This is a genomic window from Micromonospora sp. WMMA1949, assembly GCF_027460145.1.
Lineage (GTDB): Bacteria > Actinomycetota > Actinomycetes > Mycobacteriales > Micromonosporaceae > Micromonospora.
On record NZ_JAPZBG010000001.1, the window covers coordinates 5,458,558 to 5,474,914 of the forward strand.

Genomic DNA, 16,357 nt, shown 5'->3' on the forward strand with positions numbered 1-16,357 from the left:
CGTGGAACCGGTCGACCTGGCCGTCACGGCGCTGCACGGCAGCGTCGGCGACCCGGCGCTGAACTCGATGAACTTCCTCAACGAGGTGGCGCAGCACTACCCGGACGCGGTGTCGCTGGCGGCCGGACGGCCGTACGAGGAGTTCTTCGACTCGGCGGTGCTGCACACGCACCTGGACCGCTTCCGCCGCTACCTCGCCGAGGACATCGGGCTGGACCGGGCCGGCGTGGACCGGACGCTGCTGCAGTACGGCCGCACCAAGGGCGTCGTGCACCACCTGATCGCCCGGCACCTCGCCGTGGACGAGGGGCTCACCGTCGACCCGGAGTCGGTGGTGGTGACCGTCGGCTGCCAGGAGGCCATGTTCCTGGTGCTGCGCGCGTTGCGGGCCGGCCCGGCCGACGTGCTGTTCGCGGTCGCGCCCACGTACGTCGGCCTCACCGGCGCGGCCCGCCTGGTCGACCTGCCGGTGCGCCCGGTGGCCGGTGGTCCCGGCGGCGTCGACCTGGCCGACCTGCGCGCCGGGGTGCGCCGGGCCCGCGCGGAGGGGCTGCGCCCCCGGGGCTGCTACGTGATGCCGGACTTCGCCAACCCGTCGGGCGTCAGCATGGACACCGCGCAGCGGCGGCGGCTGCTGGACCTGGCCGCCGAGGAGGACCTGCTGCTGATCGAGGACAACCCGTACGGCCTGTTCCCGGCCGACGGCACCGACCGGCGGCCCACCCTGAAGGCGCTGGACACCGCGCGCCGGGTGGTCTACCTCGGCTCGTTCGCCAAGACCGTGCTACCCGGCGCCCGGGTCGGCTACGTGGTGGCCGACCAGCGGGTGGGGGAGGCGGACGGCGCCGTGGTCCCGCTCGCCGACCACCTCGCGAAGATCAAGAGCATGGTCACCGTGAACACGTCGCCGATCAGCCAGGCGGTGATCGGCGGCGCGTTGCTGGCACACGACTGCTCGCTGGTGGCCGCGAACGTGCGGGAGCGGGCCGCGTACGCCCGTAACCTGCGCCACCTGGTCGACGGCCTGGCCCGGCGCTTCCCGGCCGGCGGGCCGGTCTCCTGGACCGTCCCGGCGGGCGGGTTCTTCGTGGTGGTGAGCGTGCCGTTCGCGGTGGACGACGCGCTGCTGCACCGTTCGGCGCGCGAGTACGGCGTGCTCTGGACCCCGATGGCGCACTTCTACGACGCGGGCACACCGGTGAACGCGCTGCGGCTGTCGGTGAGCGCCGTCACACCCGAGTCGATCGATGTCGGCCTGGACCGGCTGGCCGCGCTGGTCACGGACACCATGACGGCCGAGGTGACGCCACAGTGTCAGGGTTCCGCCACAGTGCGTGTTTCCTGACTCCGTTCGTCTGTTGATAATGGACGAATGGTTGCCTGGGAGTACGCGTTGCTCGTTCGTCGGTATCAGGGTCAGGGTCGCAATTTCCACGTCTCGTTCGTGTGGTACGGCCCGGACGGGTCACGCACCGACGTGACCGCGTACGGCGACACCGCGATCGCGCACCTCAACCGGGTCGGCCGGGAGGGCTGGGAACTGGTGTCCGCCGCCGAGGACGTGAACAACGTGCAGGGCAGCACCGAGGTCCACCGCTACCACCTGAAGCGCCCGCTGAACTGACCCCGTGAACCGCCGGCGCCCCGGGAGACCGTTCTCCCGGGGCGCCGCTTCGTGTTCCGTCGGGCGCTCAGCCCAGGTCGACCGCCGGGTAGAGCGGGAACGGCGTGAGCAGGTCGGCGGCCTGCTTGCCGACGGACTCGGCGACCGCCGGGTCCAGCACGTACTTCGCCTTCGACGGCGCGCCGTCCGGGCCGGTGCCGGGCGTGGTCTGGCTGAGCACGGTGTGGATCAGCTCGGCGGTGGCGTCCATCTCGGCGGCGCCGAGGCCCCGGGTGGTCAGCGCCGGGGTGCCGATGCGGATGCCGGAGGTGTACCAGGCGCCGTTCGGGTCCTGCGGCACCGAGTTGCGGTTGGTGACGATGCCCGAGTCCAGCAGCGCCTGCTCGGCCTGCCGGCCGGTCAGGCCGTACCCGGACACGTCGATGAGCACCAGGTGGTTGTCGGTGCCGCCGGTGACCAGCGTCGCGCCCCGGCGCAGCAGCCCGTCGGCCAGCGCCTGCGCGTTGTCGACGATTCGCTGGGCGTAGTCGGCGAAGTCGGGGCGGCGCGCCTCGGCCAGCGCGACCGCCTTGGCGGCCATCACGTGCGGCAGCGGCCCGCCGAGGACCATCGGGCAGCCCCGGTCGACCTGGTCGGCCAGCTCCGGCCCGCAGAGCACCATGCCGCCGCGCGGGCCGCGCAGCGACTTGTGCGTGGTGGTGGTGACGATGTGGGCGTGCGGCACCGGGTCGAAGTCGCCGGTGAAGACCTTGCCGGCGACCAGCCCGGCGAAGTGGGCCATGTCGACCATGAAGGTGGCGCCGACCGAGTCGGCGATCTCCCGCATGATCCGGAAGTTGACCTTCCGGGGGTACGCGGAGTAGCCGGCGACCAGGATCAGCGGCTTGAACTCGCGGGCCGCCTCGGCCACCCGGTCGTAGTCGATCAGGCCGGTGGCCGGGTCGGTGCCGTAGCTGCGCTGGTCGAACATCTTGCCGGAGATGTTCGGCCGGAAGCCGTGGGTGAGGTGGCCGCCCGCGTCCAGCGACATGCCGAGCATCCGCTGGTTGCCCAGCTCGCGGCGCAGCGCGAACCAGTCGGCCTCGGTGAGGTCGTTGACCTGCCGGGCCTGCGCCTTCTTCAGCGCGGGCGACTCGACCCGGTCGGCCAGGATCGCCCAGAACGCGACCAGGTTGGCGTCGATGCCCGAGTGCGGCTGCACGTACGCGTGGGACGCGCCGAACAGTTCCCGGGCGTGCTCGGCGGCGAGCGCCTCGACGGTGTCGACGTTCTGGCAGCCGGCGTAGAACCGGCGTCCGACGGTGCCCTCGGCGTACTTGTCGCTGAACCAGTTGCCCATCGCCAGCAGCGTCGCCGGGGAGGCGTAGTTCTCGCTGGCGATGAGCTTGAGCGACTCGCGCTGGTCGGCCAGTTCCGCGGCGATGGCGTCGGCGACCCGCGGCTCGACGCCGCGGACGACCTCCAGCGCGCTGCGGAAGGCGGTGGACTCGGCGTTGCGCGACATGCGACCTCCAGGTGACGTGCGGAAGGCCCAGGCGCTCGGCATGCGTCCTCATGACGAGGCCGCTCCCCGATGGTGCTCCATCTCCACGCGCCAGTCACGGCCTGTGCCGATCCTACCGGCCCGGCCCGGACCTGCGGGGTTGGGCCGCCCGTCCCGGGGCACACCGTGGGGAGGGCCGGCCCCGACCCGGCCCGGGGGAGAGGAGGCACGACCATGACCACACCGAGCACCGGACGGCCGCTCGCCGTGGTGACCGGCGCGTCCAGCGGCATCGGGTACGAGCTGGCGGTCCAGTTCGTCGAGCACGGGTACGACGTGGTGGTCGCCGCCGAGGACGCGGCGATCGAGCGGGCGGCCGGCGACCTGCGGCGCGACGGCGGCCCGGAGGTGTACCCGGTCCGGGTGGACCTGGCCACGCCCGAGGGCGTACGGCGGCTGGCCGGGGAGGTGACCGGCCTGGGGCGCCCGGTCGACGCGCTGGCGCTCAACGCCGGGCGCGGCGCGGGCGGGGACTTCGTCGGTGGCACCGACCTGGACGACGAGCTGACCGTGATCGACCTGAACGTCCGCTCGACCGTGCACCTGGCCAAGCTGCTGCTGCCGGACATGATCCGCCGGGGCGCCGGGCGGGTGCTGTTCACCTCGTCGATCGCCGCCACCATGCCCGGGGCGTACCAGGCGGTCTACAACGCCTCGAAGTCGTTCGTGCAGTCCTTCGCCGAGGGGGTGCGCAACGAGCTGAAGGACAGCGGTGTCACCGTCACCTCGCTGATGCCGGGCCCGACCGACACCGAGTTCTTCGACCGGGCCGACATGGAGGACACCCGAGTCGGCAAGGGGCCCAAGGACGACCCCCGCACGGTGGCCGAGGACGCGTTCGAGGCGCTGATGAAGGGGGAGCACAAGGTCGCCGCCGGCTCGCTGGTCAACAAGATCCAGGTGGCCGCCGGGAAGATCATCCCGGATCGGCTGAAGGCCGAGCAGCACCGCAAGATGGCCGAGCCCGGCTCGGGCGACTGAACCCCGAACGCGAGCGGGACCGCCCCGAGGGAAGGGGTGGTCCCGCTCGCGTTCCGGGGCCGGTGTCAGGCCACCACGGCGTCCATCGACTTCTTCAGCGCCTTCGGGGCGGTCGGCGTCTTCGGCGCCTTCGGCCGCAGGTCGAGCATCCGCTGGCCGATCTCCTGGAGCTGGTTACGGCCGAGCGCCTCGCGGACCTTCGGGAACCACTCCTGCTCCTCCTCCTCGATGTGGTGCGACACGTTCTCGATCAGCACCGTCGTCTTGGCGTTGAAGCGTTCGTCGTCGGCGTCCATGGTGAACAGCTCGAAGCAGAGCACGTCCGCGACGTGGTGCTCCTCGTACGACTCCAGGACGTCGTCCTCGACGTCGGGCACCAGCTTGCGGACCTCCGGGTACATCACCTCGTTCTCCAGGTAGGTGTGCACCGTGAGAGCTTCGAGGATCTGCCCGACGATCTTCCCGCGCTTGCTCGCCGGTCCCTCCTCGGCCTCCTGGAAGGCCTTGAACAGGCGGCGGATCTCTTTGTGGTCCTCCTTGAGCAGGACGATCGCGTCGGTGGACACCGTTACCTCCTAAGTCGGCTGACGAATGGCCCCCTACCCGGCGCCCGACCAGGACAAACAGACCGGGCCCGGCAATCGCTGCCGGGCCCGGTCCACGCGGGTCGGGTTACTTGACCGCGTTGTACGCGTCCACGATGCCGGCGCCGTAGAACCCGTTGCGCTTCCCGCCGGAGCAGGTCGCGTCGTACGCGTTCGGGCCCGCCGGGATCAGCGGCACCGGGTTGTAGACGCCCGACGGGCAGGACTTCGCCACCGCGGTGCGCTCGAGGAACGAGGAGAGCTGACCCGGCGTCATGCCCGGGTGCGCGGACAGCGCCAGCGCCGCGACGCCGGTGGCGTGCGGGCCGGACATCGAGGTGCCCTGCTTGTAGCCCCACCCGTTGGTGCGGGTGGCGGTGTTGAAGGTGGTGGACAGGATGCCGTCGGTCGACGTCGAGCGGGCGCCCTGGGTACGGAACCGGGTGTCGCCACCCGGCGCGGTCACGTCGATGACGCCCTGGCCGTACGAGGAGTAGTAGCTCTTGTCACCGGTCGGGCCGACGGCGGCGACGGTCACCACGCCCGGCGCCTCGGCCGGCAGGTCGAGGCAGGCGTTGGTGAGGTTCTCCCGCTCCTCCGGCGTGCCGTTGTTCGGGCTGCCGGTGTCGGTGATCTTGTGGGCCAGGTCGTAGTTCGAGTTGCCGGCCGACGCGACGTGCAGCACGCCCTGGGACTGCGAGTAGCGCAGGGCCCGCTGCACGGCCTGCCACACCGGGCGCTGACGCGCGTCGTTGCGGCAGTTCAGCTCCCACGGGTCGATGTAGTAGCTGTTGTTGGTGAGCTGCATGCCGTGCTCGGCGGCCCACATGAACCCGCAGACGGCGGCCTCCGGGAAGATGTAGCCGTCGTCGTTGACGACCTTGACGGCGGCGACCTTCACGCCCGGCGCCACACCGGTGACGCCGACGCCGTTCACCGCGGCGGCGATGGTGCCTGCCACGTGGGTGCCGTGGTCGCTGGTGGTCGGGTTCCAGGAGGCCTCGGTGGTGTCCGGCGCGCCGCCCACACAGGAGGCGCTCTTGTCCTTGGCGATCTGGGTCGCCAGGTCCGGGTGGCTGCTGGAGATGCCGCTGTCCAGCACACCCACCACTACCGACGGGCTGCCGCCGGTCACCGCGTGCGCCTGCGGGACGCGGATCATGTCCATGTCCCACTGCTGGCCGTAGAGCGGCTCGGCGGTCGGGTCGCCGGCGGCCGCGGCGACGGCGGCGGCCGGGACCTCGACCGTCTCGCCCTCGTCCAGGGCGGTGCCCAGGCCGCCGGTGGAGGCGACCGACTCGACACCGGCGCCCGCCACCCGGGTGGCGAAGTCCGGGGCGGTCGAGCGCACGACCAGTACGCCGATCTTGTCGTACGCGGCCACCACGGTGCCGTCGGCGGCGGCCACCCGGGCGGCGGCCTTGGCGGTGCTGTTGCCCTGCGGGGCGAGCACGATGTAAGAGGTTTCCGGTCCGACGGCCGCGGCCGGCGCCGTGCCGCCGACGAGGGCGAGCCCGGCGCCGAGCGTCACTGCCGACGCCGCGGCGAGTGTCTTGCGACGGAGGTTGTTCACACAGACTCCCAGGGGTTCGTGCGGGTGGACCGCACCCCTGGTGCGGGCTGCGGTCCGGGCGGAGGCACGGCGAAGTACCGGCCTCGCCCGGACCAGCGCCACCGCCCTGCTGGGTGTTACACGTGCCGCCGGGCGGGAGAGTGGACCGTCAGACAGTGGCGATCGTGTAGGGGATCTCGTCGAGCAGTTCCCGGGCGAGGAAACCGATCCGCCCGTACCGGGGGACCAGCCGCTGCCCGCTCACCGCGTGCGCGAACGCCGCCCAGCAGGCCGCCTGCGCCGGGTCGGCGCCCCGGGAGAGCAGGCCCGCGAGCAGCCCGGCCCGTACGTCGCCGCTGCCCGAGGTGCCCAGCCCGGCGTCCCCGCTCTCCTCGCGCCAGGCCCGGCCGTCCGGTGTCGCGATGTGCCCGTACAGCGACACGACGGCGTCGTACCGGCCGGCCAGTTCGACCGCCTCGGCGTCCAGGTCGTCGCCCGGGTCGCGGCCCAGCAGGTGCCGGGCCTCGGTCAGGTTGGGGGTGAGCACCACCTTGCGGCCGGACCCGGCCAGCAGGTCCGGGGCGTGGCTGAGCGCGCCGAGCGCGTACGCGTCGAGCACCAGCGCGGTCTGGCGGCCGGCCGCGTCCAGGACCAGGCGCAGCAGCTCCCCGGTGGCCTCGATGTCGGTCAGGCCGGGCCCGACCGCCACCACGTCCGCGTCGGCGACCAGGCCGCGGAGCAGGTCTCCCGGGTCGCCGCGGACCGCGCCGTCGGCGGTCTCCGGCAGCCCGACCACGAGTGCCTCGGGCACCTGGATGCTCAGCGACGGCGCTGTCGACTCGGCGGCGGCGAGCTGGAGCACGCCGGCCCCGGCCCGCAGCGCGGCCACCCCGGCGAGCAGCACCGCGCCGGGGGTGAACCGGGAACCGCCGACCACCAGCACCGTGCCGCGCGCCTCCTTGCCGCCGGTGGGCACCGGCAGCGCCCAGTCCCGCAGCAGCGCGGGGGTGATCACGTCAGACCGGCTCGGCATTGACCTCGTCCTCCCTGGTGGGTGTCGCCCCCTGCCGGTGCAGGTGGGTGACGTCGTTGAACACCTCCGGCGTGAGCCGTCCCGCGTCGTCGGCGTGCCAGCCGGTGACCGAGCAGTTGGCGATCACGTGTTCGCGGGTCAGCGCCATCAGCTCCGCCTCGGTGAGCCCCTCCACCAGGTAGCGCAGCAGGAAGACCAGCGCGTCGTGGCCGAACAGCAGCACCCGGCCCCCGTCGTGGTCGCGGCGCAGGTCGCCGAGCAGCGCCCGCAGCCGCAGCGCCACGTCGGTCCAGGACTCGCCGCCGGGCGGGCGGTAGTAGAACTTGCCGAGCCGGGTACGCCGGTCGGCCTCGTCCGGGTAGCGCCGCCGTACGCCGTGGCCGGTGAGCCCGTCGAGGATGCCCAGTTCCCGGTCGCGCAGCCGCTCGTCGACGCTCATCGGGATCCCGGTTCCGTCCAGCGCCAGCTCGGCCGTCCGGACCGCCCGCAGGTACGGAGACACCACAGCCACCTCCGGGCGGCGCGAGCCGGGCAGCTCGGCCAGCCAGCGGCCGGTCGCCCGCGCCTGCTCCTCGCCGGTCGGCGACAGCGGCACGTCGGCGTCCCGGTGGGTGAGGTCGATCAGCTCGGCGCCGGACGTCTCGGCCGCCGTGGCCGCGACGTTCGCCGTGCTCTCGCCGTGCCGGACGATCCAGAGCGATGCCAACTCCGCCATGCGGCTCCCGGTACCCGGGCTCGACCGGGGATAACCGTGCGACCTGCGGATGTGGGCTGCTGATCACCTGAGCGGTTCCGCCTGTCGGTGCCGCCGGTTATGGTCCCCGCACACTGCGGGCGATCAAGGAGACGGTGTGCGCAGATTCGAGTTCGTGGGCGGCGGTTCGGCCAAGTTCTGGGAGGTCGGGCAGAGCGACACGACGGTGACGGTCCGCTATGGATCGATCGGCTCGCAGGGCCGCACCCAGGTCAAGGAACTGGGTTCGCTGGCCGAGGCCGCCGCGCACGCCGACCGGCTGGTCGCGGAGAAACTGCGCAAGGGGTACGCCGAGACGACAGTCGCGCCCTCGGCCGGGCACACCGGAGCGCCCGCCGTCGAGCCGACTGCACCGGGTCACGACCCGGAAGCGGCCGGTGCCGATCCGGCCGGCACCGGTTCGGCCGGTAGCGACCCGGCCGGGGCGCTGTCGCCTGCCGGCGAGCTGCCGGACGAGGACGCCTTCGAGGTCCCGGGCGGCTGGCGACGGATGCTGATCCCGCGCCGGGACGGCACACCCGGCCCGGCCTTGCCGTCCGCCGCGAAAAGCCGCGCCGCCGGGCGGAAACTGCTGGACTCGCTGGCCGACCATCTCGCCTCCACCGCACGGCTCTCCGTCGATCCGGAGCTGGGCCCGGCGCTGCGTGGCTACCTCGACGGCCGGCCTGGTCCGCTGGGCGGGGCGGCGCTGGTGGCGGCGGTGGGCACGGCGCTGGACTACCGGGTGCGCGACCAGCAGGGGCATGCCCTCGCCGACCTGCTGGTCGCCGACCTCGGCCCGGCCGGTGCGGCGGTCGCCGCGACCGAGCAGATCACCGTGGCGGCCGCCGGACACTCGTCCTCGTTTCCGTTGCGCCGCACCGAGGCGACGAACGCACACGGCTACAGTCACTGGCGACTGCGCCGGTCGGTGATGCGCCGGGTCCGCGCGCACCTTGCGGCAGCCGGTGACGGCGACTACGCCGCGGCCCACGCCGCCCTGGCCCCGTACCGGTCCGGGCCGCTTCCGGTGCGGGCGGCCACCTCGTTCCTGCTGCCGACCGAGCGGGAGTGGGTGGCCCGGGACGTGGCCGACGTGGCGCGCGAGGGGGGTCCGCTGCTCGCGGAGCTGCTGCTCTGCGCGGTCGACGACGTGGACGCCGTCCACGCCCTTGAGGGGCAGCAGACGGTCTACCGGCTGATGTACGACCTGGCGCCGATCGTCACCGCCACCGCGGCGGTCGGGTCACCGATCGCGCCGGTGCTGATCGGCTGGTTCGACCACGAGCACGCCGGCGCGGACGCCCGGCAGCGGCTGGTGTCACTGCTGGCGGCCCTGCCCGGTGACGAGCCGATGGCGGCGCTGCTCGACCGGCTGGACCGCAGGTACGTCCCGCCCGCGGTGACGGAGATGCTGCGCCGTTTCCCGGTGCGCGGCGTGCGCCTGCTGTCCGCCCCCGCCGAGGGGCGCAGCCCGGCCGCGCGGGAGGCCGCCACCCTGCTGCGCGCGCACGTGCTGGCCAACCCGGCCGCTGTCGAGGCCGCGCTGCCGGCGCTGGACCCGCCGCAGCGGGAACGGATCGAGCGGATCCACGCCGACACCTCCGCGCTGCCGGTCGCCGGGCCGGACCAGCTGCCGCCGGTGCTGGTGAGCCCGCCGTGGTCGGTCCGGCGCCCGCGAATCGATCCGCCGGTGGTCGGCGAGATGGAGCGGCCCGCCGGGTCCGCCATGGACTGGCTGCCGGGCGAGCGGGAACGGTGGGCGGCGGTCGTGCCCCGCTGGTCCGGCTACTGGAACGGGAACGACCTGAGCATGCTGGCCGCGAAGATCGCCGCCGGGCGGGCCGACTCGCGTGAACAGATCTACTTCTTCGTCCGGGCGACCGGGGAACTGGCCCGGCCGCTGCTGCCGGCCTGGCGGCCCGACGAGTCCTGGGGCGCCGACGAGTGGATGTCCCGCCTCGTCGGCCGGTACGAGTTGGACGCGCTGCCCACCGCGCTGCACCTGGCTCGCACCGCGCCGAAGAGCGTCGGCGAGGTGCTGCTGCCGTACGCCGACGGGGAGGTCGCCGACCTGATGGCCGACTGGCTCGACCGGCTCAAGACGGCCCGCCCGGTCGCCCGGGCCTGGCTGCGGCGGCACCCGGAGTACGCCGTGCGGGCGCTGCTGCCCGCCGCCCTGGGCGCGCCCGGCCCGCGCCGCCGGGCCGCCGAGCGGGCGCTGCGCCTGGTCGCCGCGGAGCACCGCGAGGTGCTCCTCGGCGTGGCCCGGGAGCACGGCGAGGAGGCGCTCGCCGCGGCCACCGCCATGCTCGACGCCGACCCGCTGGCCCAGCTTCCGGCCCGGATGCCGAGCCTGCCGGTGTGGCTGGACCCGGCGGTGCTGCCGCACGTGCTGCTGCGGGACCGTTCGGCCGCGCTGCCCGCCGACGCGATCCGTCACGTCTGCACCATGCTCGCCATCTCCCCGCCCGGCGAGCCGTACCCAGGGGTGGAGATCGTCCGCGCGGCGTGCGACACCGACTCGCTGGCGGAGTTCGCCTGGGCGCTGTTCGAGAGCTGGCAGAGTGCCGGTGCGCCGTCGAAGGACGGCTGGGCGTTCACCGGGCTGGGCCTGCTCGGCGACGACTCGACCGCGCGGCGGCTCGCGCCGCTGGTGCGGGCCTGGCCGGGCGAGAGCCAGCACGCGCGGGCGGTGACCGGCCTGGAGGTGCTGGCGCAGATCGGCACCGACGTGGCGCTGATGCACCTCTACGGCATCTCGCAGAAGGTGAAGTTCCGGGGTCTGCGGGAGCAGGCTGCGCGCAAGGTGGGCGAGGTCGCCGACGTGCTGGGCCTGACGCCCGAGCAGCTCGGTGACCGGCTGGTCCCCGACCTCGGGCTGGACGCCGACGGCAGTCTGGTCCTCGACTACGGGCCGCGCCGGTTCACCGTCGGCTTCGACGAGCAGCTCAAGCCGTACGTGGTGGACGGCGCCGGTGCACGCCGCAAGGACCTGCCCAAGCCCGGTGCCCGCGACGACGCCACGCTGGCGCCCGCCGCGCACAAGCGTTTCGCCGGCCTGAAGAAGGACGTGCGTACGCTCGCCGCCGACCAGATCCGCCGCTTCGAGACGGCCATGGTGACCGGGCGGCGCTGGCCGGCCGCCGACTTCCGCCACTACTTCCTGTCCCACCCGCTGCTGTGGCACGTCGTCCGACGGCTGGTCTGGGCCACAGTGGACGGCTCCGGCCAGGTGGGCACCGCGTTCCGGGTGGCCGAGGACCGCACGCTCGCCGACGTCGACGACGAGACGTACGCGCTGCCGGACGACGCCACCGTCACCATCGCGCACCCGCTGCACCTCGGCGCGGCGGTGCCGGCCTGGGCGGAGGTCTTCGCCGACTACGAGATCCTCCAGCCGTTCCCGCAGCTCGGCCGCGAGGTGCACCGGCTGGACGAGGCCGAGCGCACGGAGAAACTGCTGCACCGGCACATGGGCGTCACGGTCCCGGCCGGGCGGCTGCTCAGCCTGGAACGGCGGGGCTGGCGGCGTGGCACACCGCAGGACGCCGGCATCCAGAGCTGGCTGGAGCGCGAGGTCCCCGGCGGCCGGGCCGTGGTGATCGACCTCGACCCCGGCATCGCGGTCGGAATCGTCGACATGTTCCCCGACCAGAAGATCGAGGCGGTCTGGGTCAACGACGTGCCGTACGGCGACTGGTTCCAGCGCGGCGGCAAGGTCCGCCTGCGCGACCTGGACGACGTCACCGTCTCCGAGGTGCTGCGCGACCTGGCGGAGGTGACCCGGTGACCGCGCTCGACCCGGCCGTCGAGCGGGCCCAGCGTCCCCCGGCCGAGGTGCGGTACGCCGACGAGCTGGCCGCGCTGGCCGCGAACGACAACGATCCGCGCCCGCCGGGCTGGCGGCTGAGCCTGCGCGCCGCGCGCCGGTTCATCCTCGGTGACCCGGCGGCCGGGATCCGGCGCAAGTTCGTCGGCGACCCGTCGCTGATCGACCGGGCACTGGTGGCGCTGGCGACCAGCCGCGGCCTGATGCTCGTGGGCGAGCCCGGCACCGCCAAGTCGTTGCTGTCCGAACTGCTCGCCGCCGCGGTCAGCGGCGACTCCACGCTCACCATCCAGGGCGGCGCGGCCACCACCGAGGACCAGATCCGCTACTCGTGGAACTACGCGCTGCTGGTCGCCGACGGCCCGTCGCCGCGCGCGCTGGTGCCGGCGCCGCTGCTGCGCGGCATGGCCGAGGGGCGGGTGGTCCGCTTCGAGGAGATCACCCGCTGCCCGCTGGAGGTGCAGGACTGCCTGCTGTCCCCGCTGTCGGACCGGGTCCTCGCCATTCCGGAGCTGCCGGGCGCCGACGCCACGGTGTTCGCCCGCGAGGGCTTCAACGTGATCGCCACCGCGAACACCCGGGACCGGGGCGTCAACGAGATGAGCGCCGCGCTGAAGCGGCGGTTCAACTTCGAGACCGTCTTCCCGATTCCCGACCTCGGCACCGAGCTGGAGCTGGTCGAGGCCGAGGCGGGCGAGCTGCTGCGGCGCTCCGGCGTGACCGCGCCACCCCGGCGGGACCTGCTGGAGGTGCTGGTCACCACGTTCCGGGAGCTGCGGACCGGGATCACCGAACGCGGCGACGCGATGGAGCGGCTGTCGGCGGTGATGAGCACCGCCGAGGCGGTCTCGGTGGCGCACGCGGTCGGGCTGCGCGGCTGGTTCCTGCGCGGTGAGCCCGGCGACGCCGCCGACCTGGTCGCCTGCCTGGCCGGCACCGCCGCGAAGGACGACGCGGAGGACCTGGCCCGGCTGCGTCGCTACCTGGAGCAGCAGGTGTCGCGACGCTCCGGCGCGCAGTGGCGGGCGGTGCACGACGCCCGGCACCTGCTGCCCGGGTGAGCGCCGTCGAGGCGCCCGGTGGCGTCACGTTCCTCGGCGTCCGGCACCACAGTCCGGCCTGCGCCCGGCTGGTCGCCGCCACGGTGGCCCGGCTGCGCCCGGCGTACGTGCTGGTGGAGGGGCCGGCCGACCTCAACGGGCGGATGGACGAGCTGCTGCTCGACCACCAGCTGCCGATCGCCGTGTTCACCGCGCACCGCGACGCCAGCCGGCGGCACGCCTCCTGGAGTCCGTTCTGCGCGTACTCACCGGAGTGGGTGGCGCTGACCGCCGGGCGGGAGGTGGGCGCGCAGCTGCGCTTCATCGACCTGCCCGCGTGGCATCCCGCGCTGTCCGACCGCGCCAACCGGTACGCCGACGCCGACGAGCGGTACGCCGAGGCGGTCCGCCGGCTGTGCGCCACCCTCGCCGTGGACAACGTGGACGCGCTCTGGGACCACCTGTTCGAGATCGGTCCGGACGACGGGCTGGCCGAGCGCCTCGACACGTACTTCGACCTGCTGCGCGGCGAGTCGGCGGCGGGGGATGACGACACCGCCCGGGAGGCGTACATGGCCCGCTGGGTACGCGCCGCCCGGCGCCGGGCCGCCGGCCGGCCGGTGCTGGTGGTGACCGGCGGTTTCCACCGTCCCGCCCTGGTCCGGCTCACCGCCGGCGACGACGCAGCGGACGACGACTGGCCGGAGGTCCCCGCCCCCGCACCGGACGCGGTGGCGGGCAGCTACCTCGTGCCGTACTCGTTCCGGCGCCTCGACGCCTTCGTCGGCTACCAGTCCGGCATGCCCTCCCCGGCGTACTACCAGCGGGTCTGGGAGGACGGCCCGCGCCGGGCCGCGGAGGCGCTCACCGAGGCGGTGGCGGCCCGGCTGCGCGCCCGGCGGCAGCCGGTCTCCACCGCCGACCTGATCGCCGCCCGGAGCATGGCCGGCGGCTTGGCCCGGCTGCGCGGCCACGCCCACCCGGGCCGGGTCGACGTGCTCGACGCTCTGGTGTCCGCGCTGGTCACCGACGCGCTCGACCAGCCGCTGCCGTGGGCGACCCGGGGCACCCTGGCACCCGGCGCCCACCCGGTGGTGGTGGAGATGGTCGCAGCGCTCAGCGGTGACCGGGTCGGTCGGCTGCACCCGGACACGCCGCTGCCGCCGCTCGTGCACGACGTCGACGCCGAGCTGGCACGGCACCGGATCGATCCGCACGAGACGGTCGAGCTGGACCTGACCGACGCCGCCGACCTGGCCCGCAGCCGCCTGCTGCACCGGCTGCGGCTGCTCGACGTGCCCGGCCACACCCGCGACAGCGGCCCGCGCGTGGGCGCGGACGCGCTGCTCACCGAACGCTGGTCGCCCGCGCCGTCGGCGGACCGGCTCGCCCGGGTGATCGAGGCCGGTGGGTACGGGCCGACCGTCACCGACGCCGTCACCGCCCGGATCGAGGAACGGGTGACGCTGCTCGGCGCGGACGTCGACGCGCTCGCCACGACGCTGTTCGACACCGCGCTGGCCGGGCTGCCCGAGCACTCCACCCGCACGCTCACCGCGATCGCCCGCGCCACCGGCGGGGTCACCGACCTGCGGGCGCTGGGCCGGGCGCTCGCAGTGGCGCTGGCGCTGTGGCGGCACGACCGGCTGCTCGGCAGCGCCGGGACGGCCCCGCTGGGCGCGCTGATCACCGCCGCCGTACGCCGGGCGCTCTGGCTCGTCGAGGGCGTGCGCGCCGCTGCCGCCCCGGCCGACCCGGGACGGCTCACCGTGCTCGTCGCGGTCCGGGACGCGGTCCGCCACGCCGGCCCGGCGCTCGGGCTCGACCGGGACGGCGTGCTGGCAGTGGCCGGGCGGGTGGCGGCCGACGCGGCGGCCCCGCCGGACCTGCGCGGCGCGGCGCTGGGCCTGACCTGGTCGCTGGGGGACGTGCCGGACGTCGCCCGCGCGGTCCGGGCGGTGGCCGCGCCGGACATGCTCGGCGACTGGCTGGGCGGGCTGTTCGCACTGGCCCGGGAGGAGGTGGTGGCGGGCGACGCGGCACTGCTGACCGTGGTGGACGAGCTGCTCGCCTCGATGGGCGCGCACGACTTCCTGGTGGCGCTGCCGGCGTTGCGGCAGGCGTTCGGCTGGTTCCCGCCCCGGGAACGGGCCGAGGTGGCCCGGCACGTGCAGACGCTGCGCGGCGGCGACGCGCCCCCCGGTGACCTGCTGCGGCTGGACGCCGACCCGCTGCTGGTGGCCGCCGCCCGCGCGGTGGAGGAGCGGGTCGACGCGGTGCTGACCCGGGAAGGGCTGTGGGAGGGTGACGGAACGTGAGCGACCCGATGCGGGAACGCTGGCGGCTGGTGCTCGGCGACGCGGCGCAGGACAGCCTGGGCGGTCTGTCGGCCGACGCGGCCGGCCGGGACGCGGCGCTGGACTGGCTCTACGGCCGCGACGCCGAACTGGGTCGCCGCGACGTGCGGCGCGGCGGGTCCGGCCCGTCGGTGCTGACCACAGTGGACTGGCTCGACGGGATCACCCGGCTGTTCCCGAAGGAGACGGTGCAACGGCTGGAGCGCGACGCGGTCGAGCGGTACGGCATCCACGACGTCGTCACCGACCCGGCGGTGCTGGCCCGGGTCGAGCCGAACCCGGCGCTGCTGCGCGCGGTGCTGCGCACCAAGCACCTGATGAACCCGGACGTGCTGCGGCTGGCCCGCAAGCTGGTCGAGGCGGTGGTGCGGCAACTTGTCGAACGGCTGGCCGCGGAGGTGCGGCAGTCGTTCTCCGGGCCCCGGGCGCGCCGCCCCAGCCGCTTCCGGCAGGCCCGTAACTTCGACGTCCGGCGTACCATCCGGGCGAACCTGGCGCACTGGCGGCCGGACGAGCGCCGCCTGCACGTACGGCAGCCGCACTTCTTCTCCCGCACCCGCCGCCACCTCGACCGCTGGCAGGTGATCCTGCTGGTGGACCAGTCCGGTTCGATGCTCGGCTCGGTGATCCACGCCGCGGTGACCGCCGCCTGCCTGTGGGGGCTGCCGGGCGTCCGCACCCACCTGGTCGCCTTCGACACCGACGTGGTCGACCTGACCTCCGACGTGGACGACCCGGTGGAGCTGCTGATGAAGGTGCAGCTCGGCGGCGGCACCGACATCGCCCGCGCGGTCGCGTACGGCGCGCAGCTGGTGGAGAACCCGCGCCGGACCATAGTCGCGCTGGTGTCCGACTTCTACGAGGGCGGCGACGCCGGGCGGCTGGTCCGGTCGGTGCGGCAGCTCGTGGAGCAGGGCACACACGTGCTGGCCCTCGCGGCGCTGGACGAGGAGGCCGACCCGGCGTACGACAGGGCCACCGCCCAGCGGCTCGCGGACGTGGGCGCGGCGGTAGGCGCGATGACGCCCGGCGAGCTGGCCGCGTTCGTGGCCGAGCACGTGGGCCGGTAGGGGGACCG

General features: G+C 74.3%; 12 protein-coding genes and 1 riboswitch. Of the genes, 7 read left to right on the top strand and 5 right to left on the bottom strand.

From position 1 onward, the window contains the following. The first annotated feature begins 1 nt into the window (after position 1). Positions 2-1,345, top strand: coding sequence for an aminotransferase-like domain-containing protein (locus tag O7607_RS25465; RefSeq protein WP_269705732.1), 1,344 nt, complete (start codon positions 2-4; stop codon positions 1,343-1,345). Positions 1,346-1,372: 27 nt separating this feature from the next. Continuing rightward, positions 1,373-1,624: a hypothetical protein gene (locus O7607_RS25470; RefSeq protein ID WP_269705733.1), complete on the top strand. Its 252-nt coding sequence runs from the start codon at positions 1,373-1,375 to the stop codon at positions 1,622-1,624. Positions 1,625-1,691: 67 nt separating this feature from the next. Here O7607_RS25470 and O7607_RS25475 read toward each other — a convergent pair whose 3' ends face one another. Next, positions 1,692-3,128, bottom strand: coding sequence for a glycine hydroxymethyltransferase (locus O7607_RS25475; protein ID WP_116506178.1), 1,437 nt, complete (start codon positions 3,126-3,128; stop codon positions 1,692-1,694). Between the two features lie 18 nt (positions 3,129-3,146). Next, a riboswitch (ZMP/ZTP riboswitch) is annotated at positions 3,147-3,236 on the bottom strand. A 105-nt stretch (positions 3,237-3,341) separates the two neighbouring features. On the opposite strand from O7607_RS25475, the gene O7607_RS25480 reads away from it, so the two are divergent. Beyond that, positions 3,342-4,148: an SDR family NAD(P)-dependent oxidoreductase gene (locus O7607_RS25480; protein ID WP_269705734.1), complete on the top strand. Its 807-nt coding sequence runs from the start codon at positions 3,342-3,344 to the stop codon at positions 4,146-4,148. Between the two features lie 65 nt (positions 4,149-4,213). Here the strand turns inward: O7607_RS25480 and O7607_RS25485 are convergent, their stop codons facing one another. From O7607_RS25485 to O7607_RS25500, 4 genes are all read right to left on the bottom strand, one after another. Beyond that, positions 4,214-4,714, bottom strand: coding sequence for a hemerythrin domain-containing protein (locus O7607_RS25485; RefSeq protein WP_269705735.1), 501 nt, complete (start codon positions 4,712-4,714; stop codon positions 4,214-4,216). Positions 4,715-4,820: 106 nt separating this feature from the next. Beyond that, the gene (locus O7607_RS25490; protein WP_269705736.1) at positions 4,821-6,305 is read right to left on the bottom strand and encodes a S8 family peptidase; all 1,485 of its coding nucleotides are present in this window, start codon (positions 6,303-6,305) and stop codon (positions 4,821-4,823) included. Positions 6,306-6,453: 148 nt separating this feature from the next. Continuing rightward, complete coding sequence (locus O7607_RS25495; RefSeq protein ID WP_269705737.1) at positions 6,454-7,317, bottom strand: NAD(P)H-hydrate dehydratase; 864 nt, start codon at positions 7,315-7,317, stop codon at positions 6,454-6,456. After that, positions 7,301-8,032: a histidine phosphatase family protein gene (locus O7607_RS25500; RefSeq protein WP_269705738.1), complete on the bottom strand. Its 732-nt coding sequence runs from the start codon at positions 8,030-8,032 to the stop codon at positions 7,301-7,303. Before O7607_RS25500 ends, O7607_RS25495 begins: the two co-directional genes overlap by 17 nt. Before the next feature lie 136 nt (positions 8,033-8,168). On the opposite strand from O7607_RS25500, the gene O7607_RS25505 reads away from it, so the two are divergent. The 4 genes from O7607_RS25505 to O7607_RS25520 are packed head-to-tail and all read left to right on the top strand — an operon-like array spanning position 8,169 to position 16,349. Next, positions 8,169-11,843: a DUF4132 domain-containing protein gene (locus O7607_RS25505; protein WP_269705739.1), complete on the top strand. Its 3,675-nt coding sequence runs from the start codon at positions 8,169-8,171 to the stop codon at positions 11,841-11,843. Next, a complete protein-coding gene (locus O7607_RS25510; RefSeq protein WP_269705741.1) occupies positions 11,840-12,943 on the top strand; it encodes an ATP-binding protein in 1,104 nt (367 codons plus the stop codon). The genes O7607_RS25505 and O7607_RS25510 overlap by 4 nt, the downstream gene beginning before the upstream one ends. Next, the gene (locus tag O7607_RS25515) at positions 12,940-15,240 is read left to right on the top strand and encodes a DUF5682 family protein (protein ID WP_269705742.1); all 2,301 of its coding nucleotides are present in this window, start codon (positions 12,940-12,942) and stop codon (positions 15,238-15,240) included. Before O7607_RS25510 ends, O7607_RS25515 begins: the two co-directional genes overlap by 4 nt. Beyond that, on the top strand, positions 15,237-16,349 hold the full coding sequence (locus O7607_RS25520) for a VWA domain-containing protein (RefSeq protein WP_269705743.1): 1,113 nt from the start codon (positions 15,237-15,239) through the stop codon (positions 16,347-16,349). Before O7607_RS25515 ends, O7607_RS25520 begins: the two co-directional genes overlap by 4 nt. The last annotated feature ends 8 nt before the right edge of the window (positions 16,350-16,357 follow it).